Raw genomic sequence first — 19,398 nt, forward strand, 5'->3', positions numbered from 1 at the left:
AGTCTCTCAGATCATGCGGTTCTTCAGGTGGCGGCCACCGTTGATGACCACTTGGCTACCCGTGCTGTACTGGCTGGCGAGCAGGTATTTGACCGTCTCGATCAACGGCCCGGCGCCGGGCTCGAATTCCAGCAGGGCCTTTTTCAGGGTCTGCTGCCGATAGGCCTCGTCACCACCTTCCTTCAGGATCAAAAGGCCCGGCAGGATACCGTTGACATGGACCTTGGGCGCGTACTTTTCAGCGAATGACAGCACCATGTTCTGCAGTGCAGCCTTGGTGGCGGCGTAGCCGATATGGCCCTTGCTGCCACGCGAAGAGGTTTCGTCGCAGATGTGAATGATATCGGCCTTTTCGACCTTGTTCAGCAACTCGCCCAAGGCCAGGTTCAGGTGATAGGGCGCCTCGACATGCAGGCGGTACATGGTCTGCAGGTTGTCCAGGTCATCGTCGAGCCAGAGCGAGGCATTGTGGATGATGGCACGCAGGCCGTCGTAGTTGCGCTGCAGGTGATCGATCAAGGCATCGCGGTCGGCCTTCAGGCACAGGTCTGCCTGGAATTGCACGATGTTCGGGTGCGCAGGCTGGGGCTGTACGCTGCGGCTGGCACTGACTACCGTATGGCCGGCCTGGGCCAGTTCGAGGGCCAGGGCCAGCCCGACGCGCTGGCTGGCTCCGGTAACGAGAATGGGGCTATTCATGTGCGGGCGGTCAACTTGTCTGTCCTGTCGTTACCGCCCAGCATACCCCAACTGATACGGCTTGTATGACCCGCCTCAGCGGCTGCGCAATGCCGAGCCGGTTGCTGGCGTGGCATGCAGCCAGTTGGCCAACAGGCGGGTGGACAAGGGTATGAAGCAATAGACCATCACCGGCGTCAGGGCCAGGGTGCTGAGCATGATTCTGGGCAGCAGATCGAACGCCGCCAGCCATTGCCCGAACAGCGCATTGAATAGCAACGAGACGGGGAAGAACGCCAACCAGATGGCCACCGCCTGCTTCCAGCGCGGCGGCTTTTGCACCGAGCTGGTGCCAAACCAGTCGTCCAGGCCTGTCACGCGCCTCTCCCTGGGGCGTTCGAACAAGCCATTGCCCCGCACCAGCCATGCTTTGCGCGAAGCCGAATGCTCCCAGGCGCACAATGTAGGCTCGTCACTGAAACGGAAAATAATCTGGAATTCATCGCTGTCGCGGGGCGGGGCGAGGATGCCTGAGCCAAGGTAGCCGGGGAAGTCCGTGGCAAGTTGCTCGCCTTCATGCAGCCAGGCCAGCAGGTCCTGGTAACGGCCATGGGCGGCGCGGCGTGAAACCATCAGCGTGACGGGTGGGGTAGACATCGTGTATCTCCTGGCGATGGAGCTGGCGGGTAGCCGGCCCCTGTCTGCGTGGCCCGGGGTGTTGGGCGACGTCAGCAGGCATGCAAGAAACGGGCGCAGCGAGGCATCTTACAGGGGGGCAGGTGAGGGGAGAAACACGTGAATCCACGCAAGGCTTGCAGTTAGACCGCTACCTGATCGTGCAGCTCGGGGTGTGCGAGGCGGTGGGCCTGGAGGATGTATTCGCGTAGCCGGTCGATTTCCCCTGCGCTGCTGCGGCTCAGGTCATAGGCGGCAAGGTCCGGGCCGATACGACGGCGTAGCCGCCCATGCAGGCCAATCGGGCTGACACCAGTGGGTGCGAAATGCAGATCGAACCGTGTAGGTGCTTTTGCCATGCCGCGCACTTCGAGCAGGACGCCTTTGAACGAGATATCCCTGACCAGCAGCCCGGAAGGCTTGCCCTGGGCGTCAAGCAGCGGGCATGGTTGTTCCATCGACAAGCGCCAAGGGCGCAGCATCGGGCCATCGTCTTCATAGATTTCCGGGGAGCCGATTTGCAGGTGCAGCGCATTGAATTCATCTTCGACCAGCTGGAGCGGGAAGCTGATTTGCTGGTTGTTGAACTGGGCCTGAAGGGTAACCTGCTCGTTGGCAACCAGGCGGGCCAGCAACGACTGAACGCGGCGGTCACCATTGACCTGCAGGCTCGACGTGGGGTCGGCCAGGTTCAACTGCGGGGAATGCTGCATGTCCTGGATGAAATCCAGTTCGTCCTGAGTCAGGAGCGCGTCGGGTTGCATGATCGAACTCGGTGGTAGCGATTTCTTCAACGGGAATTGACCGCGTTCAATGTGATTGGTTCAAGTGCATTGGTCGGGATTTAAGACGGGTTCAGAGCCGGCCTTTTGCCACCTACGGATGCTAGTATCCTACGTTTTCAGTCAGTTTCGGAATCCACATCCCGATGAAAGTCGCCATTATCTCAGGTTCGGTGTATGGCACCGCCGAAGAAGTCGCCCGACATGCCGAGGGCTTGCTCAAGGCTCAAGGCTTCGAAGCCTGGCACGCCGCCCGCGCCACTGCTCAGGACCTTGAAGGTTTTGCCCCTGCCGCATTGCTCGCGGTTACGTCCACCACCGGCATGGGCGAGTTGCCTGATAACCTGATGCCGCTTTACAGCAGCCTTCGCGATACCCTGCCAGCTGCCTTGCGCGGTTTGCCAGGCGCAGTCATTGGCTTGGGGGACTCAAGCTATGGCGATACCTACTGCGGCGGCGGCGAGCAGGTACGTGAACTGTTCGCCGAGCTGGGTGTGCGTGAAGTGCTGCCGATGCTCACCCTCGATGCCAGCGAAACCGTGACGCCCGAGGCGGATGCTGAACCGTGGTTGGCGCAGTTCGCTCAAGCGTTGAAGGCCTGAGGCGGCTGCTCGCGCAACAAGGCCAGCCAGGCCTGCGCGGCACGTGAGAGGTAGGCGCCACGCCGCCAGATGAAGGCGATGTCCCAGCGCAGCTGCGCTGGAGCCGTCAGCGCCAGGCGCACCACGCCGGGGCGTTCCAGCGTTTTTGCCACTACTCTGGGCAGCAGCACCACGCCTTGGCCAGCCGCTACCAGCGCTACCAGGAAGTCCGCCTGGCCGCTGCGGCCACCTTCTATCGGGGTGAAGCCCTGCTGCTGGCATGCCTTGAGCAACCGGTCATTGAGCACGAAACTGCGTTGGTACAGCAGGAAAGGGGTCTGTGCCAGCTGTTTCAGGCTGACCTGTTGCCGCCCGGCCAACTCATGACCCGCCGCAAGCATCGCGTCCAGCGGTTCATTGCAGAACGGTTGATACTCGAAGGCCGGGTCGCTTGGCGTCAGGCTGCCGCCCAGCTCCAGTTCGCCGTTTGCCACCGCCTGTTCGATGTTTCGGCTGCCACCTTCGAGCAGTTGGATGGTGATGTTGGGGTAACGCCTGCGGTATTCGGCGAACAATCCGGCGAACAATGTATCGCTGCCTAGCATCGGCAAACCCAGGCGAAGCTCGCCACGCCCCATCTGACCTAGATCGTCCAACTCGTTGAGCAGTGCCTGGCGCTGGCGCAGCAGCGCTTCGCCACGCTCCAGCACGATACGCCCGGCAGCCGTCAGATGCAGTTGAGAAGCCTGACGCTCAAGCAGCGGCTGGCCCACATCTTGCTCTAGCTGAGCGACCTGCTTGCTTACGGCTGACTGGCTGATATGCAAGGTTTTCGCGGCTTGGGTAAAACCCCCGCAATGAACCACCTCGATGAAGCTGCGCAGCTGTTTGAATTCCATTGTTGCGATTCCATTGTGGAATGGATGCAAGTCTAACAATTCGCTTTTGGCCTAGGCAGTCGAAATTTAAAATGAGGGCCTGTCGAGGAACTTGCCCATGAAACCCACACTGTTCAAAAAGCCCGTGCGCCTGCTTGCCGAAGTTGCGGTGCTGCTGGGCTTGTTTCTGTTCGGTGGCCAGTTGGCCGCCTGGCTGGGCTGGCCGATTCCGGGTGGCGTGATGGGGCTGGGCCTGCTGCTGCTATTGTTCGCCTGCGGTGTGCTCAAGCCCGCCACCTTGCAGCTTGGCGCTGGTTGGCTGATGGCCGAAATGCTGCTGTTCTTTATCCCGGCGCTAATGAGCCTGCTCGATTATGGCAGCCTGGTGCGCAGTGAGGGCTGGCGCATCCTGCTGGTCATTGCCGTGAGTACTTTGATGGTCATGGTGGTGACCGCTTTGACCGTGGAGCTGGTCTGCCGCTGGAGGCTGCGCCATGAGCCTTGAACCGATGCCGCTGTTCTGGCTGGCCTTGACCTTGGCGGCGTATCTGCTCAGCCGCTGGCTGTACCGGCGTACCGGGCGCTACCTGATGTCGCCGCTGATTCTGGTCCCGGCGTTGTTGCTGGCCGTTGCCGTGCCGCTGCACACGGCCTACGCCGAGTATTCGCGCAACACCCATTGGCTGATGAGCGTGCTGGGCCCGGTGACGGTCGCCTTCGCTGTACCGATCTGGCAGCAACGGGCGATGCTGGCACGGCACTGGCCTGCATTGCTGGTAGGGATGGTGGCGGGAAGTGCGGCATCGATCGCAAGCTCCTGGGGGCTGGCACACGCATTGGCATTGGATGACGCCATCAGTCTGTCGCTGGTGCCGCGCTCGATCACTACCCCTTTCGCCATGCCCCTGGCCCATGACCTGGGTGGCGTGCCGGAACTGACGGCAGTGTTCGTGATGTTCACCGGCGTACTGGGGGCCATGTTCGGTGGCGTTCTGCTGCGTTGGCTGCCGCTACGTACTCCTTTGGCGCGCGGTGCGCTATTCGGGGTGGGGGCGCACGGCGCCGGGGTCAGCCGCGCCAGGGAGGTGGGCGGCGAAGAAGGTTCTGTGGCCGGGCTGGTGATGGTGCTGACCGGGTTGCTCAATCTATTTGCCGCGCCATTGCTGGTGATGCTGCTATGACCATTCGTGCCACTGACTCGCTCGGTCATCAAGCTGGCTGGTAACGCAAGTTTCACCTGACGGGCCGCTGATACACTCAACCTCGAAATAGAGAGCACATGTAAGTGCCGAGGTGACATGCAATGACCGCAGCCTTGCTCGATACCATCAATTCCATTGCACCTGGACCGCTGTGATGCCTATCGCCGAGATTCCTCTGCGCGTATGGCGTACCCGCGGTCAGAGCTTTTCATTCCGTGGCCACAGCATTCGTTACTGGAGCGCAGGGCAAGGAGAACCCCTGCTGTTGTTACATGGTTTTCCCACCGCGAGTTGGGACTGGCATTACCTGTGGGCGCCGTTGGCGCAACGCTTTCGGGTAATTGCCTGCGACATGCTCGGTTTTGGCGATTCTGCAAAGCCGCACAAGCACCGCTACAGCCTGATGGAACAAGCGGACCTGCAACAGGCGCTGTTGGCGCATCTGCACGTCGATCAACCGGTGCACCTGTTGGCCCACGATTATGGTGGCAGCGTCGCCCAAGAATTACTTGCCCGGCATCTCGAACGGCGAGCGGAAATTGCCAGCTGTGTGTTTCTCAACAGCGGGCTGTTTCCGGAGAGTTGCCAGATTCTGCGCGTTCAAAAGCTACTGCTCAGCCGGCTCGGTTGGCTAGTCGGGCGATCGTTCGGCCGCGATGGCCTGGTGCGCACGCTCAGCCAGATCTACGGCCCACGCACCCATCCCAGCGAAAGTGCGCTGGATGACTACTGGAGCCTGATCACAGCCAACGCCGGCACGCGTATCCTGCACAGGCTCATCGCCTACGTGCCCGAGCGCAGGCTGCACCGTGAGCGCTGGGTTGGCGCGTTGCAGCATGGGGCCGTGCCGCTGCGTTTCATAAACGGCGTGGTTGACCCGGTTTCGGGGGCCCACATGCTCGAGCGCTATCAGCAAATGGTGCCGAACCCCGACACCGTGGAGTTGCAGGGTATTGGCCATTACCCACACACCGAGGCACCAGTGCAGGTACTGCGCCATTATCTGTCGTTTCGCGAACAGCCCTTGAGCTTCGTACCGCAGAAAGTTGCCTGGTCCTGAGCCGGCTATCATCGGCGCGCCTTATTGCCCGGCATTCAGCCAGGTTGAGCTTGATTGTCCGCCTCCAGGTGCTGGCGGAGACTCGATGCCTTCAACCTGATCTGGAGCCATGAGCATGAATGAGCCGGTGAGCCTGCAAGAGCGTGTAGTGATCGTGACCGGCGCCGGCGGTGGCCTGGGCCGTGCCCACGCCTTACTGTTTGCCGCGCGTGGCGCCCGGGTGGTGGTGAACGACCTGGGCGGCTCTGCCCAGGGGGAGGGCGCCAACGCTTCTGCCGCCGACCAGGTGGTGGCGCAAATCCGCGCAGCCGGCGGCACGGCGGTGGCCAATCATGATTCGGTAACCGAGGGTGCGCGTATCGTCGAGCAGGCGCTGGACTGTTTCGGCCGGGTCGATGTGCTGGTCAACAACGCAGGCATCCTGCGGGACAAAGCTTTTCACAAGATGGACGACAGTGATTGGGAGCAGGTGTACAAGGTCCACGTCGAAGGTGCCTACAAGATCACCCGGGCTGCCTGGCCGCACCTGCGCGAGCAGAACTGGGGGCGGGTGATCTTTACCGCATCGACTTCGGGGATCTACGGCAATTTCGGCCAGGCCAATTACGCTATGGCCAAGCTGGGGCTTTATGGGCTGACGCGCACCCTGGCCATCGAGGGGCACAAGCACGCAATACGGGTCAATGCCATTGCGCCGACTGGCGGCACTCGCATGACCGAGGGGTTGATACCCCCTGAGCTGTTCGAGCGCCTCAGGCCTGAATTGATCAGCCCTTTGGTGGTGTATCTGGGCAGCGAGCAGTGCCAGGACAGCGGGCAATTGTTCGAAGTGGGCGGCGGCTGGGTAGGTAAAGTGCGCTGGGAGCGTAGCCTGGGCGTCGGCTTTGACCCTGAGCAGGGTTTCACCCCAGAGCAGGTCGCGCAGCAGTGGGCGCAGATTGGTGATTTCACCGGCGCCGTGCACCCGCAAGACAACTTGCAGTCGTTGCAGCAGATGATGGCCAACCTGCAAAAATAAAAAAAGCCGCTGCACGTGCAGCGGCCAATCGAGACGTTAGATCAAGGAGCTTCAAAATCTACGTCGTGCAACCTCGCGGGCCTGAAAAGCGGGGGGATAAAACCCTTCAGGCCGGCCAGTGCGTCAAGAATAAGCGCTTGATCCGACGGGAAAAATAGCCGCTTGTGACATTCACCTTTACGTTTCGGGCAATAGTGCCTGGGGGTCGTTTCAAGGCGCTGGCGCGTAGCCCATGCGCCAGCTGGTGTCCCGTGCGGCAGCCAGTAGCCGCTGCGCTGCCGGGCCATTCTCATCGGCATGGAAAATTGAAGTCGGCCCGACCACGGTCATCACCGCAGCGATCTGCCCCATGGCGTTGAACACTGGCGCAGACAACGCATCCACACCAGGCATCAGCAGACCGTGCACATGGTGCAAGCCGCGTTCGCGGATGCCTGCCAGCAAGGGCTCATACACGCAGGCGCTCTGCTGCAGTGCCACCAGTTCGCGGTCGCGCAACTCCACGGTCTCACGCTCGGGTAGGTGGGCGGCGAACACCAGGCCAGTGGAAGAGCTGAGCAGCGGCAATACCGAGCCAATTTGAGTCACCACCGTGACCGCTCGTACGGCAGGCTCGATGCTAACCACAGTGGCGCCTTGGTTGCCCCATACCGCAAGAAAGCAACTTTCGTTGAGCGCGTCGCGCAATTGCGACAGCGGCAGCGCCGCTACCTTCAACACATCGATGCTGCCCAACGCTGCCAACCCCACACGCAAGGCTTCACGCCCCAGACCGTAGTGGTTGGTAGCGCCATCCTGCTCGGCGAAGCCGCTGGCGATCAGTGCTTGCAGATAGCGATGCACCTTGCTCGCCGGCATCTGCACGTGCTCTGCCAGGCGTGACAGCGAGGTGGACGGCGAGAGTTCGGCAAGGGCCTTGAGGATATCGGTGCCGACTTCCGCCGAGCGGACTTTCTGCTTGCCGTTGTCGGCGCTGGAGCTGGCTTTGGCCATGGGTATGAAGCTTCCGGATGTTTCGCGTCGCGCCTTTATAGCTTGACGCCTGGCAGGGAGCAAATTACGTTATTCGTAATCAAATTACGATAAAAACAAAATCCGGAGGCATCGATGAACCGCGACACGTCCGCCGACCTTCAGTACCTGAGCGGTTTCGGCAACGAATTTGCCAGCGAAGCACTGCCCGGCGCACTGCCGATCGGGCAGAACTCCCCGCAAAAGGCCCCCTATGGTTTGTATGCCGAGCTGCTGTCGGGCACGGCGTTCACCATGCCCCGCAGCGAGCTGCGCCGCACTTGGCTATACCGTATCCGCCCGTCGGCGCTGCACCCTCGTTTCGAACGCCTTGAGCGCCAGCCTCTGTCGGGGCCGCTGGGGGCGGTCACGCCCAACCGTCTGCGTTGGAACCCTCAGCCGATACCCACCGAGCCTACCGATTTCATCGAAGGCTGGTTGCCAATGGCCGCCAATTCGGTGGCCGAAAAGCCGGCGGGGGTCAGTATCTACCTCTACCGCGCCAACCGCTCCATGCAGCGGGTGTTCTTCAACGCGGACGGCGAGTTGCTGTTGGTACCAGAGCAAGGCCGCCTGCGCCTTGTTACCGAACTGGGGGTGATGGACATTGAGCCGCAGGAAATCGCCGTGATGCCTCGCGGGATGAAATTCCGTGTCGAGTTGCTCGATGGCCAGGCCCGCGGTTACATCGCCGAAAACCATGGCGCACCGCTGCGCCTGCCGGATCTGGGGCCGATTGGCAGCAACGGCCTGGCCAACCCCAGGGACTTTCTCACCCCGGTGGCGCGCTACGAAGAGGCCCCAGGGCCAGTGCAGCTGGTGCAGAAGTTTCTTGGTGAGCATTGGGGCTGCGAGCTGCAGCATTCGCCGCTGGACGTGGTCGCCTGGCACGGCAGCAACGTGCCGTATAAATACGACCTGCGCCGTTTCAATACCATTGGCACGGTGAGTTTCGATCACCCGGACCCGTCGATCTTCACCGTACTTACATCGCCGACCAGCGTACACGGCATGGCCAATATGGATTTCGTGATATTCCCGCCCCGCTGGATGGTGGCCGAAAACACGTTCCGCCCGCCATGGTTCCACCGAAACCTGATGAATGAGTTCATGGGCTTGATCAGCGGCGCCTACGATGCCAAGGCCGAAGGCTTCCTGCCCGGTGGCGCATCGCTGCATGGGGTGATGAGCGCCCATGGTCCGGACGCCGAAACCTGCGAAAAGGCCATTGCGGCGCAACTGGCACCGCACAAGATCGACAGCACCATGGCATTCATGTTCGAAACCAGCCAAGTGCTGCGCCCCAGCCTGCAGGCACTCGACAGCCCGCACCTGCAGGCAGATTACGACAGTTGCTGGGCTAGCTTGCCCAGCACCTTCAACCCGAACCGGAGATAACCGATGAACCAGACCGCCATTGCCCGTAGCTGGGTCGAGCACGCCAACGGGCACCGCGACTTCCCATTGCAGAACCTGCCACTGGGTATCTTCAGCCGGCCGGGTGAGGCGCTGCGTTGTGGCGTCGCCATTGGCGATGCCATCCTCGACCTGGAGGCCGTGCTGGCCACAGGCTTGCTTGCAGGCCAGGCCAAAGTTGCGGTGGAGGCGACCCGTGGTGGCGCGCTGAACGCTTTCTTCGCGCTTGGGCGCGCTGCACGGGTGGCACTGCGTGAGCGTCTATTGGAGCTGCTGGGCGAGCACTGCGAGCATCAACAATCGCTGAAAGCGGCGTTGTATCCGGCCAGCGAGTGTCAGCTTCACTTGCCGGCCAAGGTTGGCGACTACACCGATTTCTATGTGGGTATCCAGCACGCCACCAACGTCGGCAAGCTGTTCCGTCCGGACAACCCCTTGCTGCCCAACTACAAGTACGTACCGATTGGCTACCATGGCCGCGCCTCCACCTTGCGCCCCTCTGGCACCGACGTACGCCGCCCCAAAGGCCAGACCTTGCCGGCTGGCGAGACCGAACCGCGCTTCGGCCCCTGCGCGCGCCTGGACTACGAGTTGGAATTGGGCATCTGGATCGGCCAAGGCAATGACATTGGCCAGGCCATCCCAATAGCAGAGGCCGATCAGCACCTGGCTGGCCTGTGCCTGCTCAACGACTGGTCCGCCAGGGACATTCAGGCTTGGGAATACCAGCCCCTAGGCCCGTTCCTGTCCAAAAGCTTCATTACCACGCTTTCGCCGTGGGTAGTCACAGCCGAAGCGCTGGAGCCCTTCCGCTGCGCCCAGCCGGCCCGCCCGGACGGCGACCCGCAGCCACTACCTTATTTGCTCGACCCCAAGGACCAGGCGCGCGGGGCCTTCGACATCGAGCTGGAAGTGCTGCTGCTTACCGAGCGCATGCGCGAGCAGGGCTTGCCGGCCCACCGCCTGGCCTTGAGCAACACCTTGAACATGTACTGGACCGTGGCGCAGTTGATCGCCCACCACAGCGTCAACGGCTGCCAGTTGCAGCCTGGTGACCTGTTCGGCTCCGGCACGCTGTCCGGCGCCACGCCCGACGCTTATGGCAGCCTTCTGGAAACCACGCTCGGTGGAAAGCAACCAGTGGAGTTGGCCAGCGGTGAGAAGCGCACCTTCCTCGAAGACGGTGACGAAATCATCCTGCGTGCGCGCTGCTCGCGTGATGGTGTAGGCAGCATCGGCTTCGGCGAATGCCGCGGCAAGATCATCGCGGCCAACTGAGGGAGTGGGCCATGGAGCTGTATACCTATTACCGTTCCACTTCGTCCTACCGCGTGCGCATAGCCCTGGCATTGAAGGGCCTGGAGTTTCAGGCTTTGCCCGTCAATTTGCTCAAGGGCGAGCAGCATGCGGCAGGCTACCTTGCGGTTAACCCCCAAGGCCGGGTGCCGGCTTTGCGCACTGACGAGGGTGAGCTGCTGGTGCAATCGCCAGCGATCATCGAGTATCTGGAAGAGGCGTATCCACAGCCGGCACTGTTGCCGGCCGATGCCAACATGCGCGCCAAAGTACGTGGGGTGGCGGCGCTCATCGCCTGCGATGTGCACCCGCTGCACAATGTCAGCGTGCTCAATCAACTTCGGCAGTTGGGTCATGATGAAACGCAGGTCCATCAGTGGATCGCCCACTGGACCCGCCACGGTCTGGCCGCCGTCGAGCAGTTGATTGGCGAGCATGGCTATTGCTTCGGCAGCCAGCCGGGGCTGGCGGATGTCTATTTGATACCGCAGCTATATGCCGCCGAGCGCTTCAATATTGACCTGAGCCCGTACCCGCGCATAGCCCGGGTGGCCGGCCTTGCTAAAGAGCATCCGGCATTCGCCAAGGCGCATCCGGCCTGCCAGGTGGACACCCCGGCTCAGTGAATAGAGCGCTTGGCGCTCGGAAGCTTGGCGATCCGTTCAGACAGCTTCAGCCGCTGGACGGGGTCTTCGGTCAGCAGCAGGGCATGCTCCAGGTCGAAGCGTTCGGCGTGGGGGCAGTCCAGCCGCTGATAGAGCGTGGCACGGGTCATGTAATCGCTGACCTGCACTGGGCCCAGTTGCATCACCCGCTCAGCATCCACCAGCGCAGCCAAGTGGTTGTCGTTGCTGATATGCAACTGGCGAAGGTTGCGTGACAGTCGCTGCAGCATCTGCTTCGCACTGGCACTGCGCAGGTGCTCTGCTGTCAATGGCATCTGTGGGCCGAACTGGCGCGCCAGTAGCTCACGGCAATCGTTGGTGTAGAGGCGACGGCCGCCACAGGGGTCGAGCAGGTGGTCGGCGCCCGGCACCCGTAGCAGAAAGTGCCCCGGAAATGCCACACCCTCCAGGGGGATGGACAAGCGCTGAGCCAGTTCCAGGGTAATGATCGCCAGCGCCAGCGGTTGGCCGCGTCTGCGCTGCAATACTTTGTCCAGCAACGCCGCATGGGGGCGGATCGGGTGGTATTCGTCTTGTTGAAAGCCTAGCGCGTTGAGCTGGCGCAGCAGCGGTTGAGCGAGCTCCGATAGTGGCAGCATGGGCAGACTGGCGCTGATCTGCCCTTGGACATTGCGCAATGCAGCCAGGCATGCGGCAGGCTCGACCTGCCGATCATGCTCGGCAGCAATCCATAGGGCAGCTTCCAGCAGGGCGACCGGCTCGCGTTCCAGGCAGGCCAGGCAGGCTTGACGTGGGTTCATGGGGGTTCTCCACTCACGCTTGAGTATTAGCCGTGGCGCGTGCATTCGTCCAGTGGTCCGCTCGCAGTGCCCATTTCTGACGCGTGCCTATACTGCTATGAGCACCTCGTTGGGGAGCCGTAGATGTTCGCCCTGATGCAAAGCACCCGTACCCAGTCGCTGCACCTGTTCATCGACCCGCCCACCGGCCTCAAGGCCGTCGTGGCGATTCACAGCGAGAAATTGGGCCCTGCGCTGGGTGGCTGCCGCTATCTACCCTATGCCGATGACGAAAGCGCCATGGCCGACGCCGTTCGCCTGGCCCAGGGCATGAGCTACAAGGCGGCCCTGGCCGGGTTGTCGTTGGGTGGCGGCAAGGCGGTGGTCTTGCGCAACCCTCATGTGGAAAACCGCGCGGCGCTGTTCGAGGCCTTCGGCCGCTTCGTCGACACCTTGCAAGGGCGTTTCATCGTGGCCGTGGACAGTGGCACTTCCACACAAGACATGGACTGCATCGCCCAGAGCACCCCACACGTCACCAGCACCACAGCTTGCGGGGACCCTTCTGCGCAGGCGGCGCTCGGAGTGTTTGCCGGTATACGCGCCACGTCTCAGGCACGCCTTGGCAGCAGTAACCTCGAAGGACTGCGAGTGGCGGTTCAGGGGTTGGGCAACGTCGGTTATGCCCTGGCCGAGCAACTGCACGCGGCGGGGGCGGAATTGCTGGTCAGCGACCTGGACCCAGGCCGGGTGCGCCTTGCGGTGGAGCAGTTCGACGCGCACCCGGTAACCCACGACGCCTTGATCAGTACACCCTGCGATATTTTTGCGCCCTGCGGTGTGGGGCCGGTGCTCAATGGGCAAACGGTGATGCAGTTGCGCTGCGCTGCAGTGGCAGGTGCGGCGAACAACCAGCTGACCACGTTGCAAGTAGCTGATCAGCTGGAAACACGAGGCATCCTGTATGCCCCCGACTACGTGATAAATGCCGGAGGGCTGATTTATGTCGCCCTCAAGCATCAGGGAGAAGCCCTGAGCACCATCACTGCACATTTGGCGGGCATACCTGCGCGCCTGACCGAGATATTTGGCCATGCCCAGGCGCAAAAGCGCTCGCCCGCACGGGTTGCGCAGATGCTCGCTGAGCGCCTGCTTTATCCGTAGGGCTACTTACTCGTCGGTTTTGTCCGACCCATCCAGTTCAGCCAATGCCGAGGCGTTGTTCTTGAACGCAGCAGCGAATACTGCCCTGTTCTTGGCCATGAAGATGCTTGCCTCTTCGGCCATGTTTTCGTCCAGGCCTGGCACATGCTTGACCAGCACTTGAGTCAACACTTCGGCCAGTTCCAGCATCTGGTCATGGGCGTCTGCGAGTTTGCGGTCCAAGAACGTGGTCTCCAAATCGCGCGTGCTGCGGTAAAGAATCTCTACAGCCATACGAGGCCTCTCGGTCAGTGATCGCCAAAGGGGCGGGCATGTGCCCCGTGGCTTTGCGGTTCAGTGGCTATCCAGCGCAGTAGGCAGGCTGCCGTTACTGAATACTGTATCGATATACAGTAATGGCAAAGCAATCATTTCGCAACCGGAAATTGTAGCGCTGCCAAAATCGTGCGCCGCCCGTGCCTTGCGGCAATCGGTCGCCTTCCAAGCCTGGGGCCTGGCCCTTTAACTGCATGGCACAAGCGTCACAGAGCTGACGCATCATCCTTAAAGTCGTATCGGGGAATCGGACATCGTGGACATCAAATGGGCAGAGAAACTACGCAAGGGCCTGCATGGCTCGGCTGACTCGCTGGGCAACCTGTGTGTGGAGGCGTTCCACTACCTCGCACTGTTCGGCATCGGCGCCATCACCGCCTATGCTGCGGTGGTGACCTTTCTCGACATGCTCGGCAAGGGTGGGATCAGCGTCGATGACATTCTGCTGCTGTTCATCTACCTGGAGCTTGGAGCGATGGTTGGGATCTACTTCAAGACCAACCACATGCCGATCCGCTTTTTGCTTTACGTAGCGATTACAGCCCTGACGCGGCTGCTGATTGGCGATGTATCACACCACAAGGCGCCTGATGTGGGGTTGCTGTATGTCTGCGGTGGCATCCTGCTGTTGGCGTTTTCGATCTTGGTAGTGCGCTATGCGTCGTACCGCTACCCCTCGACCAAGGCTCTGGACGCCAACGGCAAGGATGTGGAGGAAAGCAAGTAGGGGCTAGTTATCTGTGGCCAGCGCTGGTCGCTGGCACGCTTGAATCTTCCTCGGCGTTTTTGCGGGATTCGTGACACGGGGTCGCGAACCAATCACGCCGAGCGGGGATTGTCATGAAACTGGATATCGAAGCTGTGCATGCTCACCTCAAGCAAGCCTTCGGGCTCGACCCCTATGCGGTGCATGTCACCGAAGTGGCGGATGTCATAGACCTGAAAGTGGTCAACAGTCGCTCGCTGGTCGAAGAGTCGTTGTACTGGCTCAAGCGAGGGGAGGAGCCGACCTATGATCAAGGGTTGTTCGGCCTGTTCCATCAGCCCGATACCTTCGACAGCGCTCACCGTGTCGCGACCTTACGCCTACGGGATCTGGAGAAGCAGATCGGCCAGTTGCTGCAGCAGGGGTAAGCGTCAGTTCGCCACGCCGATTCCGGTGAACGGACGCGCCTGCGGGTGGGGGTCACGGGTCAGGGCTGCGAGCACCTGTAACGGGTTCTGCCCCAGCTCGATCGCCAGCCCAAGGCGAATGCTGTCGATGACCCGTTGCAGGCGCACCGGGTCATTGCGCTGAGCTTGGCTGATCAGGCGCTTGGCAACCACGCCAGCGTCGTCGGAAAGGGTCAGCATGATGCTGCCGTCCAACCGCTCGATACTCAGGTTGACCCGGTACTGCGGGGCGAAGGCGGCGCTGATCTGTTCGAATGGGTTGTTCATGGTCGAGGCCCACAATGAATGACTGCAAAAATTGACCGGCCATTGCGCGAATTGGTTCAGGGCCTTTGATCGCTGCACATGAAAACGCCCGGCTCAGGCCGGGCGTTTTTCGTTACGGATGCCTGTCAGGCGTCAGGATCGTTCAGCTCCAGTACGCCACGTTTGCTGCGCAGTTTGCCGTAGAAGTGTTCCAGCGCATGGGTGAGCTTGCTGGCGGCACCGTCAACCGCCTGGTCGAGCGAGTTAGCGGTGTGGGTCACGCAGATGGGCTGATGGCCTTTTGGGCGAGCCTCCAATTGGCAGCGTTTGTCATGCGGGCCGGGCTTGGCGCCGTTCTCGTCGCGCAGGTGCACCTCAATCCGGGTGAGGTCGTCATCAAAGCGTTCGAGGCTGGCTTCCAGCGTACTGCGGACCCACTCGTTCAGACGGATGTTGCCTTCGATATGGTTGCTGCTGTTGACCTGGATTTGCATGATTCCAATCCTTATTCAGCTTGCTCGCAGGGAGGCGTGCCTAGGCCCTTGAGGGGCCTGGAAATTCTGCGCCTCTTGACTCTAAGGTCAGGCAACCGCGCGGCGATTACAACCCCTTATGGAAAATAAATTTTCTGTTGCAAATTGCCCTTCAGACAAGGGAAGGTTTCGATTCTTTGCTTATGAGAATTGAAATCATTATTATTGCAGTCCCAATTTCCGGACACTTTCCATGAAGCGCTCTGCCGGACTTCCTCTGAGCTATCGCCTGGCTGTGGTCTCACGCAGCCTGGCCGCGTTGCTGGGTGGCTACGTGCTGGCATCGTTGTTCAGTATCTGCCTTGCGCTGCTGCTGCCGTTGCCTCAGGTCGATGCCACGCTGACCGGTTTGATGCTCTCGTTCGTCATCTATGTATTGGCCTTCATCGGCTGTTTCGCCTGCCGCAGTGCCTGGCGTGCCTGGCTCGGTGTACTGCTGCCGAGCGTGCTGCTGGGCCTGCTCGGCGGCTTTGCCTATTGGATGCAACAGCCATGAAGGAAGGTTTGCGCCAGGCAATGGCCTGGCTTCACACCTGGACCGGGCTGATATTTGGCTGGCTGCTGTTTGCCATATTCCTCACTGGCACCTTGTCGTACTTCAAGGAAGAAGTCAGTCACTGGATGCAGCCGGAAGTACGCCGCCATGCCCTCGACGCGCAGGCCAGCCTGAGTCTGGCCCAGCAATACCTGGAGCACAATGGCGCGCATTCGAGCACTTGGATGATCCGCCTGCCCAGCGAGCGAGATGCGGGTTTGACCGTGGGTTGGCGTGACCCCGAGGGTGGGCGCCGAGGGTTTGTCAGGAAAACCCTCGACGCCCAGACCGGGCAGCCAGTACAGGCGCGCGACAGCCGTGGCGGCGAGTTCTTCTATCGTTTCCATTTCGAGCTGCAGATGCCCTATCCCTGGGGCCGCTGGCTGTCGACGTTGTGCGCCTTCATCATGCTGCTGGGGCTGGTGACCGGGATCATCACCCACAAGAAGATCTTCAAAGAGTTTTTCACGTTCCGCCCTGGCAAAGGGCAGCGCACGTGGCTGGACGGGCACAACGCCATCGGCGTGCTGGTGCTGCCGTTTCACCTGATGATCAGCTACAGCAGCCTGGTGCTGTTCATGTACCTGGTCATGCCCGCAAGCATCATGGCCAGTTATGGCAGTAGCAGCGGCTACTTCAATGACCTTTTCGGCCGCGACGACCCTCCCCAGGTAGTCAACGTCGCCACACCGCTGGTGCCGCTGGCAAGCCTGTATGCCAAGGTGCAGACGCAGGCGCCCGGTGCCCACATGGGGTTCATCCAGGTGCAGAACGCCGGGGATCGCAATGCCAGGGTAACGTTCACCCAGTCCTCGGCTGACAGCGTTCCCTACAGGCGCAGCGCCAACTGGACCTTCGACGGTGCCACCGGCGAGCTGCTGAGCCAGGGTGCGCCTGAAAGCGGTGCGATGATGACCGCATTCAGCTTCGCCGGTCTGCACATGGGTAACTACGCTGGGCCCTGGCTACGCTGGCTGTACTTTGCTTTCGGGCTTGCCGGCACAGCGGTGATTGGCACGGGCCTGGTGATGTGGCTGGGCAAGCGCCAGCTCAAGCATGCCAAGGCTCAACGCCTGCCGGGTGAGCTGCGCCTGGTCGAGGTGCTCAACATCGCCAGCATGAGTGGGCTGGTCGTGGCGGTGGCGGGATACTTCTGGGCCAATCGGCTGCTGCCGGTGACGCTGCCAGGGCGGGCAGACTGGGAGATCAATACCTTCTTCATGATCTGGCTGGCGGCGTTGGCGCATGCCGTGCTGCGGCCGGGCCGCAAGGCCTGGGGCGAGCAGTTGGCAGTGGGCGCAGCAGCCTTTGCGCTGTTGCCGGCGCTCAATGCCCTGAGTACTGGCCAAGGCCTCAACGCCTCGGTCCCGGCCGGTGACTGGGCCATGGCCGGGTTCGACCTCACCGCCCTGGCCTGCGGGGTATTCCTTGCCTGGGCTGCGAGCAGAATGCTGCGCCCTGCGAAGCCTGCTAGCCAACGCGCGGCGAAGGTGGCCAAAGTTTCGCCCGCGATGGTCGAGGTCAAGTGATGCTCAGTTTTGCCCTGATCGGTTTCGCCGGCTTCGCTGCCCTGTGCCTGGCGATGGAAAAACACTTCAGCGCGCTGCTGGTGCGTAAACCCTCGGCATTCAAGCTGCGCGTGTTGCGAATCGTCGGGTGGTCGTTGCTGACAGTATCGTTGGCGCTTGCCGTTCATGGGCGAGGCTGGGCCCATGGTCTGGTGGAATGGGTCGCTTGCCTGATGGCGGGAGTCACCGTGTGGGTGTTCGGTCTACCCTATCGACCGCGGTTGCTGCTCGGCCTGGCAGCTGTCAGCCTGGTGCTCGGGCCGCTGTTGGCGCTGTTGAACGGGTGATGCCGTGACCGATTCTGACAACGACGGCGCCCGTGCACGTTTCCTACAGGTGTTTCTGGCCCAGCGTGCGCGCATGGAAGCCATGGTCAACCGCCGGGTCGGTTGCCGTGCCACGGCGTCCGACCTGGTTCAGGAACTGTTCCTGCGCTTGTGGCGACGGCCCGAGGTCAAAGCCCAGGCGCTCGATACCTACTTGTTGCGTTGTGCCGGCAACCTGGCCATCGATCATTTGCGCAGTGAAGGTAGCCGCGAGCGTGTCGCCGAAGCCTCGCTAGCGGGGGATGAAGCTGCGCAGCCTCAGGCCCCGGAACACGCCCTGGAAGTCGATCATGATCTGCAGCGCATCGAAACCGCGCTGCGAGCCCTGCCTGAGCGTACTCGGCAAATATTTCTGCTCAACCGCATACACGGCTGCACCTACGGCGAAATCGCCAAGGCCATGCAGCTTTCCCAGAGCGCCGTGGAAAAGCATATGATGCGCGCCCTAGAGGCGTGCAAGGCTAGTATTGCCGAGCCCGCGACCTTTATTCGCAGGCCAGGGAGCGCCCGCCGATGAGCGACCCGCAGCAGACCACCGCCACCGTGTCCGAGGCGGCCTTGCAGTGGCTGATCCGCATCAACGAGCAGCCCGCAGTAGCTAGCAGTGCGCCTTTCAAGCGCTGGTTGCTGGCCAATCCCAGCCATCGGCAGGCCTATGCACAAGCCCAAACGTTGTGGCAACTGTGCGAGGCGCCGGCGGCCCGCTTGGCCGCGCTGGAGCAGGCAGACTTGCAGCACTATTTGCAGGCCATGGCCAAGCCCCGCGACAAAGGCCGTTGGCGCCGTGCCGGTGCAGCGCTGGCCGCCGCTTGCCTGGTGCTGGCCATTAGTGTGGCCGGCGGCTGGCGGCCGACTGACTGGTGGCTGAACCTGCAGGCGGACTACAGCAGCGATGATGCGCTGGCCCAGGTAACCCTGGCGGACCAGTCACAGGTGACCTTGGACGCCCATAGCGCCATCGCCGTCGACTTTGAACAAGGCGAACGCCGTGTGCGCCTGCTGCAGGGCGCAGCGTTCTTCCAGGTGACCCATACCGGGCAACCCTTCGTGGTGCAGGCCGCAGGCGGTGAGGTGCGGGTGTTGGGTACGCAGTTCGAGGTGCGCGAGCAAGGGCAGGGCGCCCAGGTTACGGTGCGCAACGGGCGGGTGGCGGTGGTTGCCAAGCCAGGCGAGGCGAGCAAGGTGCTCACGGCCAATCAACAGTTGGCTTACAGCAACGGGCTAAGCGGTGATATCGCGCGCGTTGACAGTGATAGCCGCCTGGCCTGGCGCCAGGGCTGGTTGAGCTACTACCAGGTGCCGCTGGCCCAGGTGGTGGCTGACCTGGGCCGCTATTACCCTGGCCGCATCGTTGTGCTGAACGCGGAGTTGGGGCAGCGCAGGGTCAGCGGCAGCTTCCCTGCCGATCAACCACTGGCCGCCCTCGACTCGCTGGCCAAACTGCTGGGCTTCGAGCGCAGGACGTTGCTTGGCCGGCTGACCGTGATCCGCTGAGAAAAATTTTCAAATACCGGTGAGGTAATCAGAGGCGGCATC

General features: G+C 61.8%; 25 protein-coding genes. 16 read left to right on the top strand and 9 right to left on the bottom strand.

Annotation, left to right across the window (positions count from 1 at the left end):
• Positions 1 to 6: 6 nt before the first annotated feature.
• The 3 genes from folM to J5M56_RS12595 form a co-directional block, all read right to left on the bottom strand.
• Entirely contained in the window at positions 7 to 699 is a 693-nt protein-coding gene (gene folM, locus J5M56_RS12585; protein ID WP_060478527.1) for a dihydromonapterin reductase, read from the bottom strand.
• Positions 700 to 774: 75 nt separating this feature from the next.
• Positions 775 to 1,335 carry a hypothetical protein gene (locus J5M56_RS12590; RefSeq protein ID WP_060478528.1) on the bottom strand — a complete coding sequence of 187 codons (561 nt, stop codon included), beginning with the start codon at positions 1,333 to 1,335 and terminating at the stop codon, positions 775 to 777.
• A gap of 161 nt (positions 1,336 to 1,496) precedes the next feature.
• Positions 1,497 to 2,117, bottom strand: coding sequence for a hypothetical protein (locus J5M56_RS12595; protein ID WP_207937039.1), 621 nt, complete (start codon positions 2,115 to 2,117; stop codon positions 1,497 to 1,499).
• A 164-nt stretch (positions 2,118 to 2,281) separates the two neighbouring features.
• Between J5M56_RS12595 and J5M56_RS12600 the strand changes: the two genes are divergently transcribed.
• Complete coding sequence (locus J5M56_RS12600; RefSeq protein ID WP_207937040.1) at positions 2,282 to 2,737, top strand: flavodoxin; 456 nt, start codon at positions 2,282 to 2,284, stop codon at positions 2,735 to 2,737.
• Here the strand turns inward: J5M56_RS12600 and J5M56_RS12605 are convergent.
• Positions 2,719 to 3,615 carry a LysR family transcriptional regulator gene (locus J5M56_RS12605; RefSeq protein WP_207937042.1) on the bottom strand — a complete coding sequence of 299 codons (897 nt, stop codon included), beginning with the start codon at positions 3,613 to 3,615 and terminating at the stop codon, positions 2,719 to 2,721. The two genes, J5M56_RS12600 and J5M56_RS12605, sit on opposite strands and share 19 nt — an antisense overlap.
• 97 nt (positions 3,616 to 3,712) lie before the next feature.
• Between J5M56_RS12605 and J5M56_RS12610 the strand changes: the two genes are divergently transcribed.
• The 4 genes from J5M56_RS12610 to J5M56_RS12625 all read left to right on the top strand — a co-directional run bounded on the left by J5M56_RS12610 (position 3,713) and on the right by J5M56_RS12625 (position 6,874).
• Positions 3,713 to 4,099, top strand: a complete 387-nt coding sequence (locus tag J5M56_RS12610) for a CidA/LrgA family protein (RefSeq protein ID WP_060478532.1) — start codon at positions 3,713 to 3,715, stop codon at positions 4,097 to 4,099.
• On the top strand, positions 4,089 to 4,775 hold the full coding sequence (locus J5M56_RS12615) for an LrgB family protein (protein ID WP_186477430.1): 687 nt from the start codon (positions 4,089 to 4,091) through the stop codon (positions 4,773 to 4,775). The genes J5M56_RS12610 and J5M56_RS12615 overlap by 11 nt, the downstream gene beginning before the upstream one ends.
• Before the next feature lie 175 nt (positions 4,776 to 4,950).
• Positions 4,951 to 5,856, top strand: coding sequence for an alpha/beta hydrolase (locus tag J5M56_RS12620; RefSeq protein ID WP_207937044.1), 906 nt, complete (start codon positions 4,951 to 4,953; stop codon positions 5,854 to 5,856).
• 115 nt (positions 5,857 to 5,971) lie between these two features.
• Positions 5,972 to 6,874, top strand: coding sequence for an SDR family oxidoreductase (locus tag J5M56_RS12625; RefSeq protein WP_186477432.1), 903 nt, complete (start codon positions 5,972 to 5,974; stop codon positions 6,872 to 6,874).
• Between the two features lie 210 nt (positions 6,875 to 7,084).
• On the opposite strand, the gene J5M56_RS12630 is transcribed toward J5M56_RS12625, so the two are convergent.
• Positions 7,085 to 7,867 carry an IclR family transcriptional regulator gene (locus J5M56_RS12630; protein WP_186477433.1) on the bottom strand — a complete coding sequence of 261 codons (783 nt, stop codon included), beginning with the start codon at positions 7,865 to 7,867 and terminating at the stop codon, positions 7,085 to 7,087.
• 114 nt (positions 7,868 to 7,981) lie between these two features.
• On the opposite strand from J5M56_RS12630, the gene hmgA reads away from it, so the two are divergent.
• The 3 genes from hmgA to maiA are packed head-to-tail and all read left to right on the top strand — an operon-like array spanning position 7,982 to position 11,223.
• Positions 7,982 to 9,283 (top strand): homogentisate 1,2-dioxygenase, encoded by a 1,302-nt coding sequence (gene hmgA / locus J5M56_RS12635; protein ID WP_207937046.1) that lies wholly within the window; start codon positions 7,982 to 7,984, stop codon positions 9,281 to 9,283.
• A gap of 3 nt (positions 9,284 to 9,286) precedes the next feature.
• The gene (gene fahA / locus J5M56_RS12640) at positions 9,287 to 10,579 is read left to right on the top strand and encodes a fumarylacetoacetase (RefSeq protein ID WP_207937048.1); all 1,293 of its coding nucleotides are present in this window, start codon (positions 9,287 to 9,289) and stop codon (positions 10,577 to 10,579) included.
• Between the two features lie 11 nt (positions 10,580 to 10,590).
• Positions 10,591 to 11,223, top strand: a complete 633-nt coding sequence (gene maiA, locus J5M56_RS12645; RefSeq protein ID WP_207937049.1) for a maleylacetoacetate isomerase — start codon at positions 10,591 to 10,593, stop codon at positions 11,221 to 11,223.
• On the opposite strand, the gene J5M56_RS12650 is transcribed toward maiA, so the two are convergent.
• A complete protein-coding gene (locus J5M56_RS12650) occupies positions 11,217 to 12,023 on the bottom strand; it encodes a tetratricopeptide repeat protein (protein ID WP_060478540.1) in 807 nt (268 codons plus the stop codon). The genes maiA and J5M56_RS12650 overlap by 7 nt on opposite strands.
• Positions 12,024 to 12,146: 123 nt before the next feature.
• Between J5M56_RS12650 and J5M56_RS12655 the strand changes: the two genes are divergently transcribed.
• The gene (locus J5M56_RS12655) at positions 12,147 to 13,166 is read left to right on the top strand and encodes a Glu/Leu/Phe/Val dehydrogenase (RefSeq protein WP_186477436.1); all 1,020 of its coding nucleotides are present in this window, start codon (positions 12,147 to 12,149) and stop codon (positions 13,164 to 13,166) included.
• Positions 13,167 to 13,172: 6 nt separating this feature from the next.
• On the opposite strand, the gene J5M56_RS12660 is transcribed toward J5M56_RS12655, so the two are convergent.
• The gene (locus J5M56_RS12660) at positions 13,173 to 13,439 is read right to left on the bottom strand and encodes a YebG family protein (RefSeq protein WP_060478542.1); all 267 of its coding nucleotides are present in this window, start codon (positions 13,437 to 13,439) and stop codon (positions 13,173 to 13,175) included.
• A 298-nt stretch (positions 13,440 to 13,737) separates the two neighbouring features.
• Between J5M56_RS12660 and J5M56_RS12665 the strand changes: the two genes are divergently transcribed.
• Complete coding sequence (locus J5M56_RS12665; RefSeq protein WP_060478549.1) at positions 13,738 to 14,208, top strand: phosphate-starvation-inducible PsiE family protein; 471 nt, start codon at positions 13,738 to 13,740, stop codon at positions 14,206 to 14,208.
• Positions 14,209 to 14,321: 113 nt separating this feature from the next.
• Positions 14,322 to 14,615, top strand: a complete 294-nt coding sequence (locus tag J5M56_RS12670) for a hypothetical protein (RefSeq protein WP_207937050.1) — start codon at positions 14,322 to 14,324, stop codon at positions 14,613 to 14,615.
• 3 nt (positions 14,616 to 14,618) lie between these two features.
• On the opposite strand, the gene J5M56_RS12675 is transcribed toward J5M56_RS12670, so the two are convergent.
• Positions 14,619 to 14,921, bottom strand: a complete 303-nt coding sequence (locus J5M56_RS12675) for a DUF3509 domain-containing protein (protein ID WP_186477437.1) — start codon at positions 14,919 to 14,921, stop codon at positions 14,619 to 14,621.
• A gap of 125 nt (positions 14,922 to 15,046) precedes the next feature.
• Positions 15,047 to 15,394, bottom strand: coding sequence for an HPF/RaiA family ribosome-associated protein (locus J5M56_RS12680; RefSeq protein ID WP_060478948.1), 348 nt, complete (start codon positions 15,392 to 15,394; stop codon positions 15,047 to 15,049).
• A gap of 232 nt (positions 15,395 to 15,626) precedes the next feature.
• On the opposite strand from J5M56_RS12680, the gene J5M56_RS12685 reads away from it, so the two are divergent.
• The 5 genes from J5M56_RS12685 to J5M56_RS12705 are packed head-to-tail and all read left to right on the top strand — an operon-like array spanning position 15,627 to position 19,356.
• Positions 15,627 to 15,929 (top strand): DUF3649 domain-containing protein, encoded by a 303-nt coding sequence (locus J5M56_RS12685; RefSeq protein WP_186477438.1) that lies wholly within the window; start codon positions 15,627 to 15,629, stop codon positions 15,927 to 15,929.
• Positions 15,926 to 17,497 carry a PepSY-associated TM helix domain-containing protein gene (locus J5M56_RS12690; protein ID WP_207937051.1) on the top strand — a complete coding sequence of 524 codons (1,572 nt, stop codon included), beginning with the start codon at positions 15,926 to 15,928 and terminating at the stop codon, positions 17,495 to 17,497. Before J5M56_RS12685 ends, J5M56_RS12690 begins: the two co-directional genes overlap by 4 nt.
• Positions 17,497 to 17,823 (top strand): DUF3325 domain-containing protein, encoded by a 327-nt coding sequence (locus J5M56_RS12695; protein WP_207937052.1) that lies wholly within the window; start codon positions 17,497 to 17,499, stop codon positions 17,821 to 17,823. The genes J5M56_RS12690 and J5M56_RS12695 overlap by 1 nt, the downstream gene beginning before the upstream one ends.
• Positions 17,824 to 17,827: 4 nt before the next feature.
• Positions 17,828 to 18,379: an RNA polymerase sigma factor gene (locus J5M56_RS12700; protein ID WP_207937053.1), complete on the top strand. Its 552-nt coding sequence runs from the start codon at positions 17,828 to 17,830 to the stop codon at positions 18,377 to 18,379.
• Entirely contained in the window at positions 18,376 to 19,356 is a 981-nt protein-coding gene (locus J5M56_RS12705; protein ID WP_186477442.1) for a FecR domain-containing protein, read from the top strand. Before J5M56_RS12700 ends, J5M56_RS12705 begins: the two co-directional genes overlap by 4 nt.
• Positions 19,357 to 19,398 lie beyond the last annotated feature (42 nt).

Origin of the sequence: Pseudomonas sp. 51_B (assembly GCF_017491595.1) — a bacterium.
Classification (GTDB): Bacteria; Pseudomonadota; Gammaproteobacteria; order Pseudomonadales; family Pseudomonadaceae; genus Aquipseudomonas; species Aquipseudomonas promysalinigenes.

Excerpts from the sequence above, each read along its gene's own strand:
- hmgA (WP_207937046.1), top strand. The coding sequence starts at position 7,982 with ATGAACCGCGACACGTCCGCCGACCTTCAGTACCTGAGCGGTTTCGGC.
- J5M56_RS12705 (WP_186477442.1), top strand. The coding sequence starts at position 18,376 with ATGAGCGACCCGCAGCAGACCACCGCCACCGTGTCCGAGGCGGCCTTG.
- maiA (WP_207937049.1), top strand. The coding sequence starts at position 10,591 with ATGGAGCTGTATACCTATTACCGTTCCACTTCGTCCTACCGCGTGCGC.
- J5M56_RS12680 (WP_060478948.1), bottom strand. The coding sequence starts at position 15,394 with ATGCAAATCCAGGTCAACAGCAGCAACCATATCGAAGGCAACATCCGT.
- J5M56_RS12685 (WP_186477438.1), top strand. The coding sequence starts at position 15,627 with ATGAAGCGCTCTGCCGGACTTCCTCTGAGCTATCGCCTGGCTGTGGTC.
- J5M56_RS12615 (WP_186477430.1), top strand. The coding sequence starts at position 4,089 with ATGAGCCTTGAACCGATGCCGCTGTTCTGGCTGGCCTTGACCTTGGCG.
- J5M56_RS12605 (WP_207937042.1), bottom strand. The coding sequence starts at position 3,615 with ATGGAATTCAAACAGCTGCGCAGCTTCATCGAGGTGGTTCATTGCGGG.
- J5M56_RS12620 (WP_207937044.1), top strand. The coding sequence starts at position 4,951 with ATGCCTATCGCCGAGATTCCTCTGCGCGTATGGCGTACCCGCGGTCAG.
- J5M56_RS12610 (WP_060478532.1), top strand. The coding sequence starts at position 3,713 with ATGAAACCCACACTGTTCAAAAAGCCCGTGCGCCTGCTTGCCGAAGTT.
- J5M56_RS12670 (WP_207937050.1), top strand. The coding sequence starts at position 14,322 with ATGAAACTGGATATCGAAGCTGTGCATGCTCACCTCAAGCAAGCCTTC.
- J5M56_RS12655 (WP_186477436.1), top strand. The coding sequence starts at position 12,147 with ATGTTCGCCCTGATGCAAAGCACCCGTACCCAGTCGCTGCACCTGTTC.
- J5M56_RS12660 (WP_060478542.1), bottom strand. The coding sequence starts at position 13,439 with ATGGCTGTAGAGATTCTTTACCGCAGCACGCGCGATTTGGAGACCACG.
- J5M56_RS12695 (WP_207937052.1), top strand. The coding sequence starts at position 17,497 with ATGCTCAGTTTTGCCCTGATCGGTTTCGCCGGCTTCGCTGCCCTGTGC.
- J5M56_RS12675 (WP_186477437.1), bottom strand. The coding sequence starts at position 14,921 with ATGAACAACCCATTCGAACAGATCAGCGCCGCCTTCGCCCCGCAGTAC.
- J5M56_RS12630 (WP_186477433.1), bottom strand. The coding sequence starts at position 7,867 with ATGGCCAAAGCCAGCTCCAGCGCCGACAACGGCAAGCAGAAAGTCCGC.
- J5M56_RS12650 (WP_060478540.1), bottom strand. The coding sequence starts at position 12,023 with ATGAACCCACGTCAAGCCTGCCTGGCCTGCCTGGAACGCGAGCCGGTC.
- folM (WP_060478527.1), bottom strand. The coding sequence starts at position 699 with ATGAATAGCCCCATTCTCGTTACCGGAGCCAGCCAGCGCGTCGGGCTG.
- J5M56_RS12600 (WP_207937040.1), top strand. The coding sequence starts at position 2,282 with ATGAAAGTCGCCATTATCTCAGGTTCGGTGTATGGCACCGCCGAAGAA.
- J5M56_RS12625 (WP_186477432.1), top strand. The coding sequence starts at position 5,972 with ATGAATGAGCCGGTGAGCCTGCAAGAGCGTGTAGTGATCGTGACCGGC.
- J5M56_RS12690 (WP_207937051.1), top strand. The coding sequence starts at position 15,926 with ATGAAGGAAGGTTTGCGCCAGGCAATGGCCTGGCTTCACACCTGGACC.
- J5M56_RS12595 (WP_207937039.1), bottom strand. The coding sequence starts at position 2,117 with ATGCAACCCGACGCGCTCCTGACTCAGGACGAACTGGATTTCATCCAG.
- J5M56_RS12590 (WP_060478528.1), bottom strand. The coding sequence starts at position 1,335 with ATGTCTACCCCACCCGTCACGCTGATGGTTTCACGCCGCGCCGCCCAT.
- fahA (WP_207937048.1), top strand. The coding sequence starts at position 9,287 with ATGAACCAGACCGCCATTGCCCGTAGCTGGGTCGAGCACGCCAACGGG.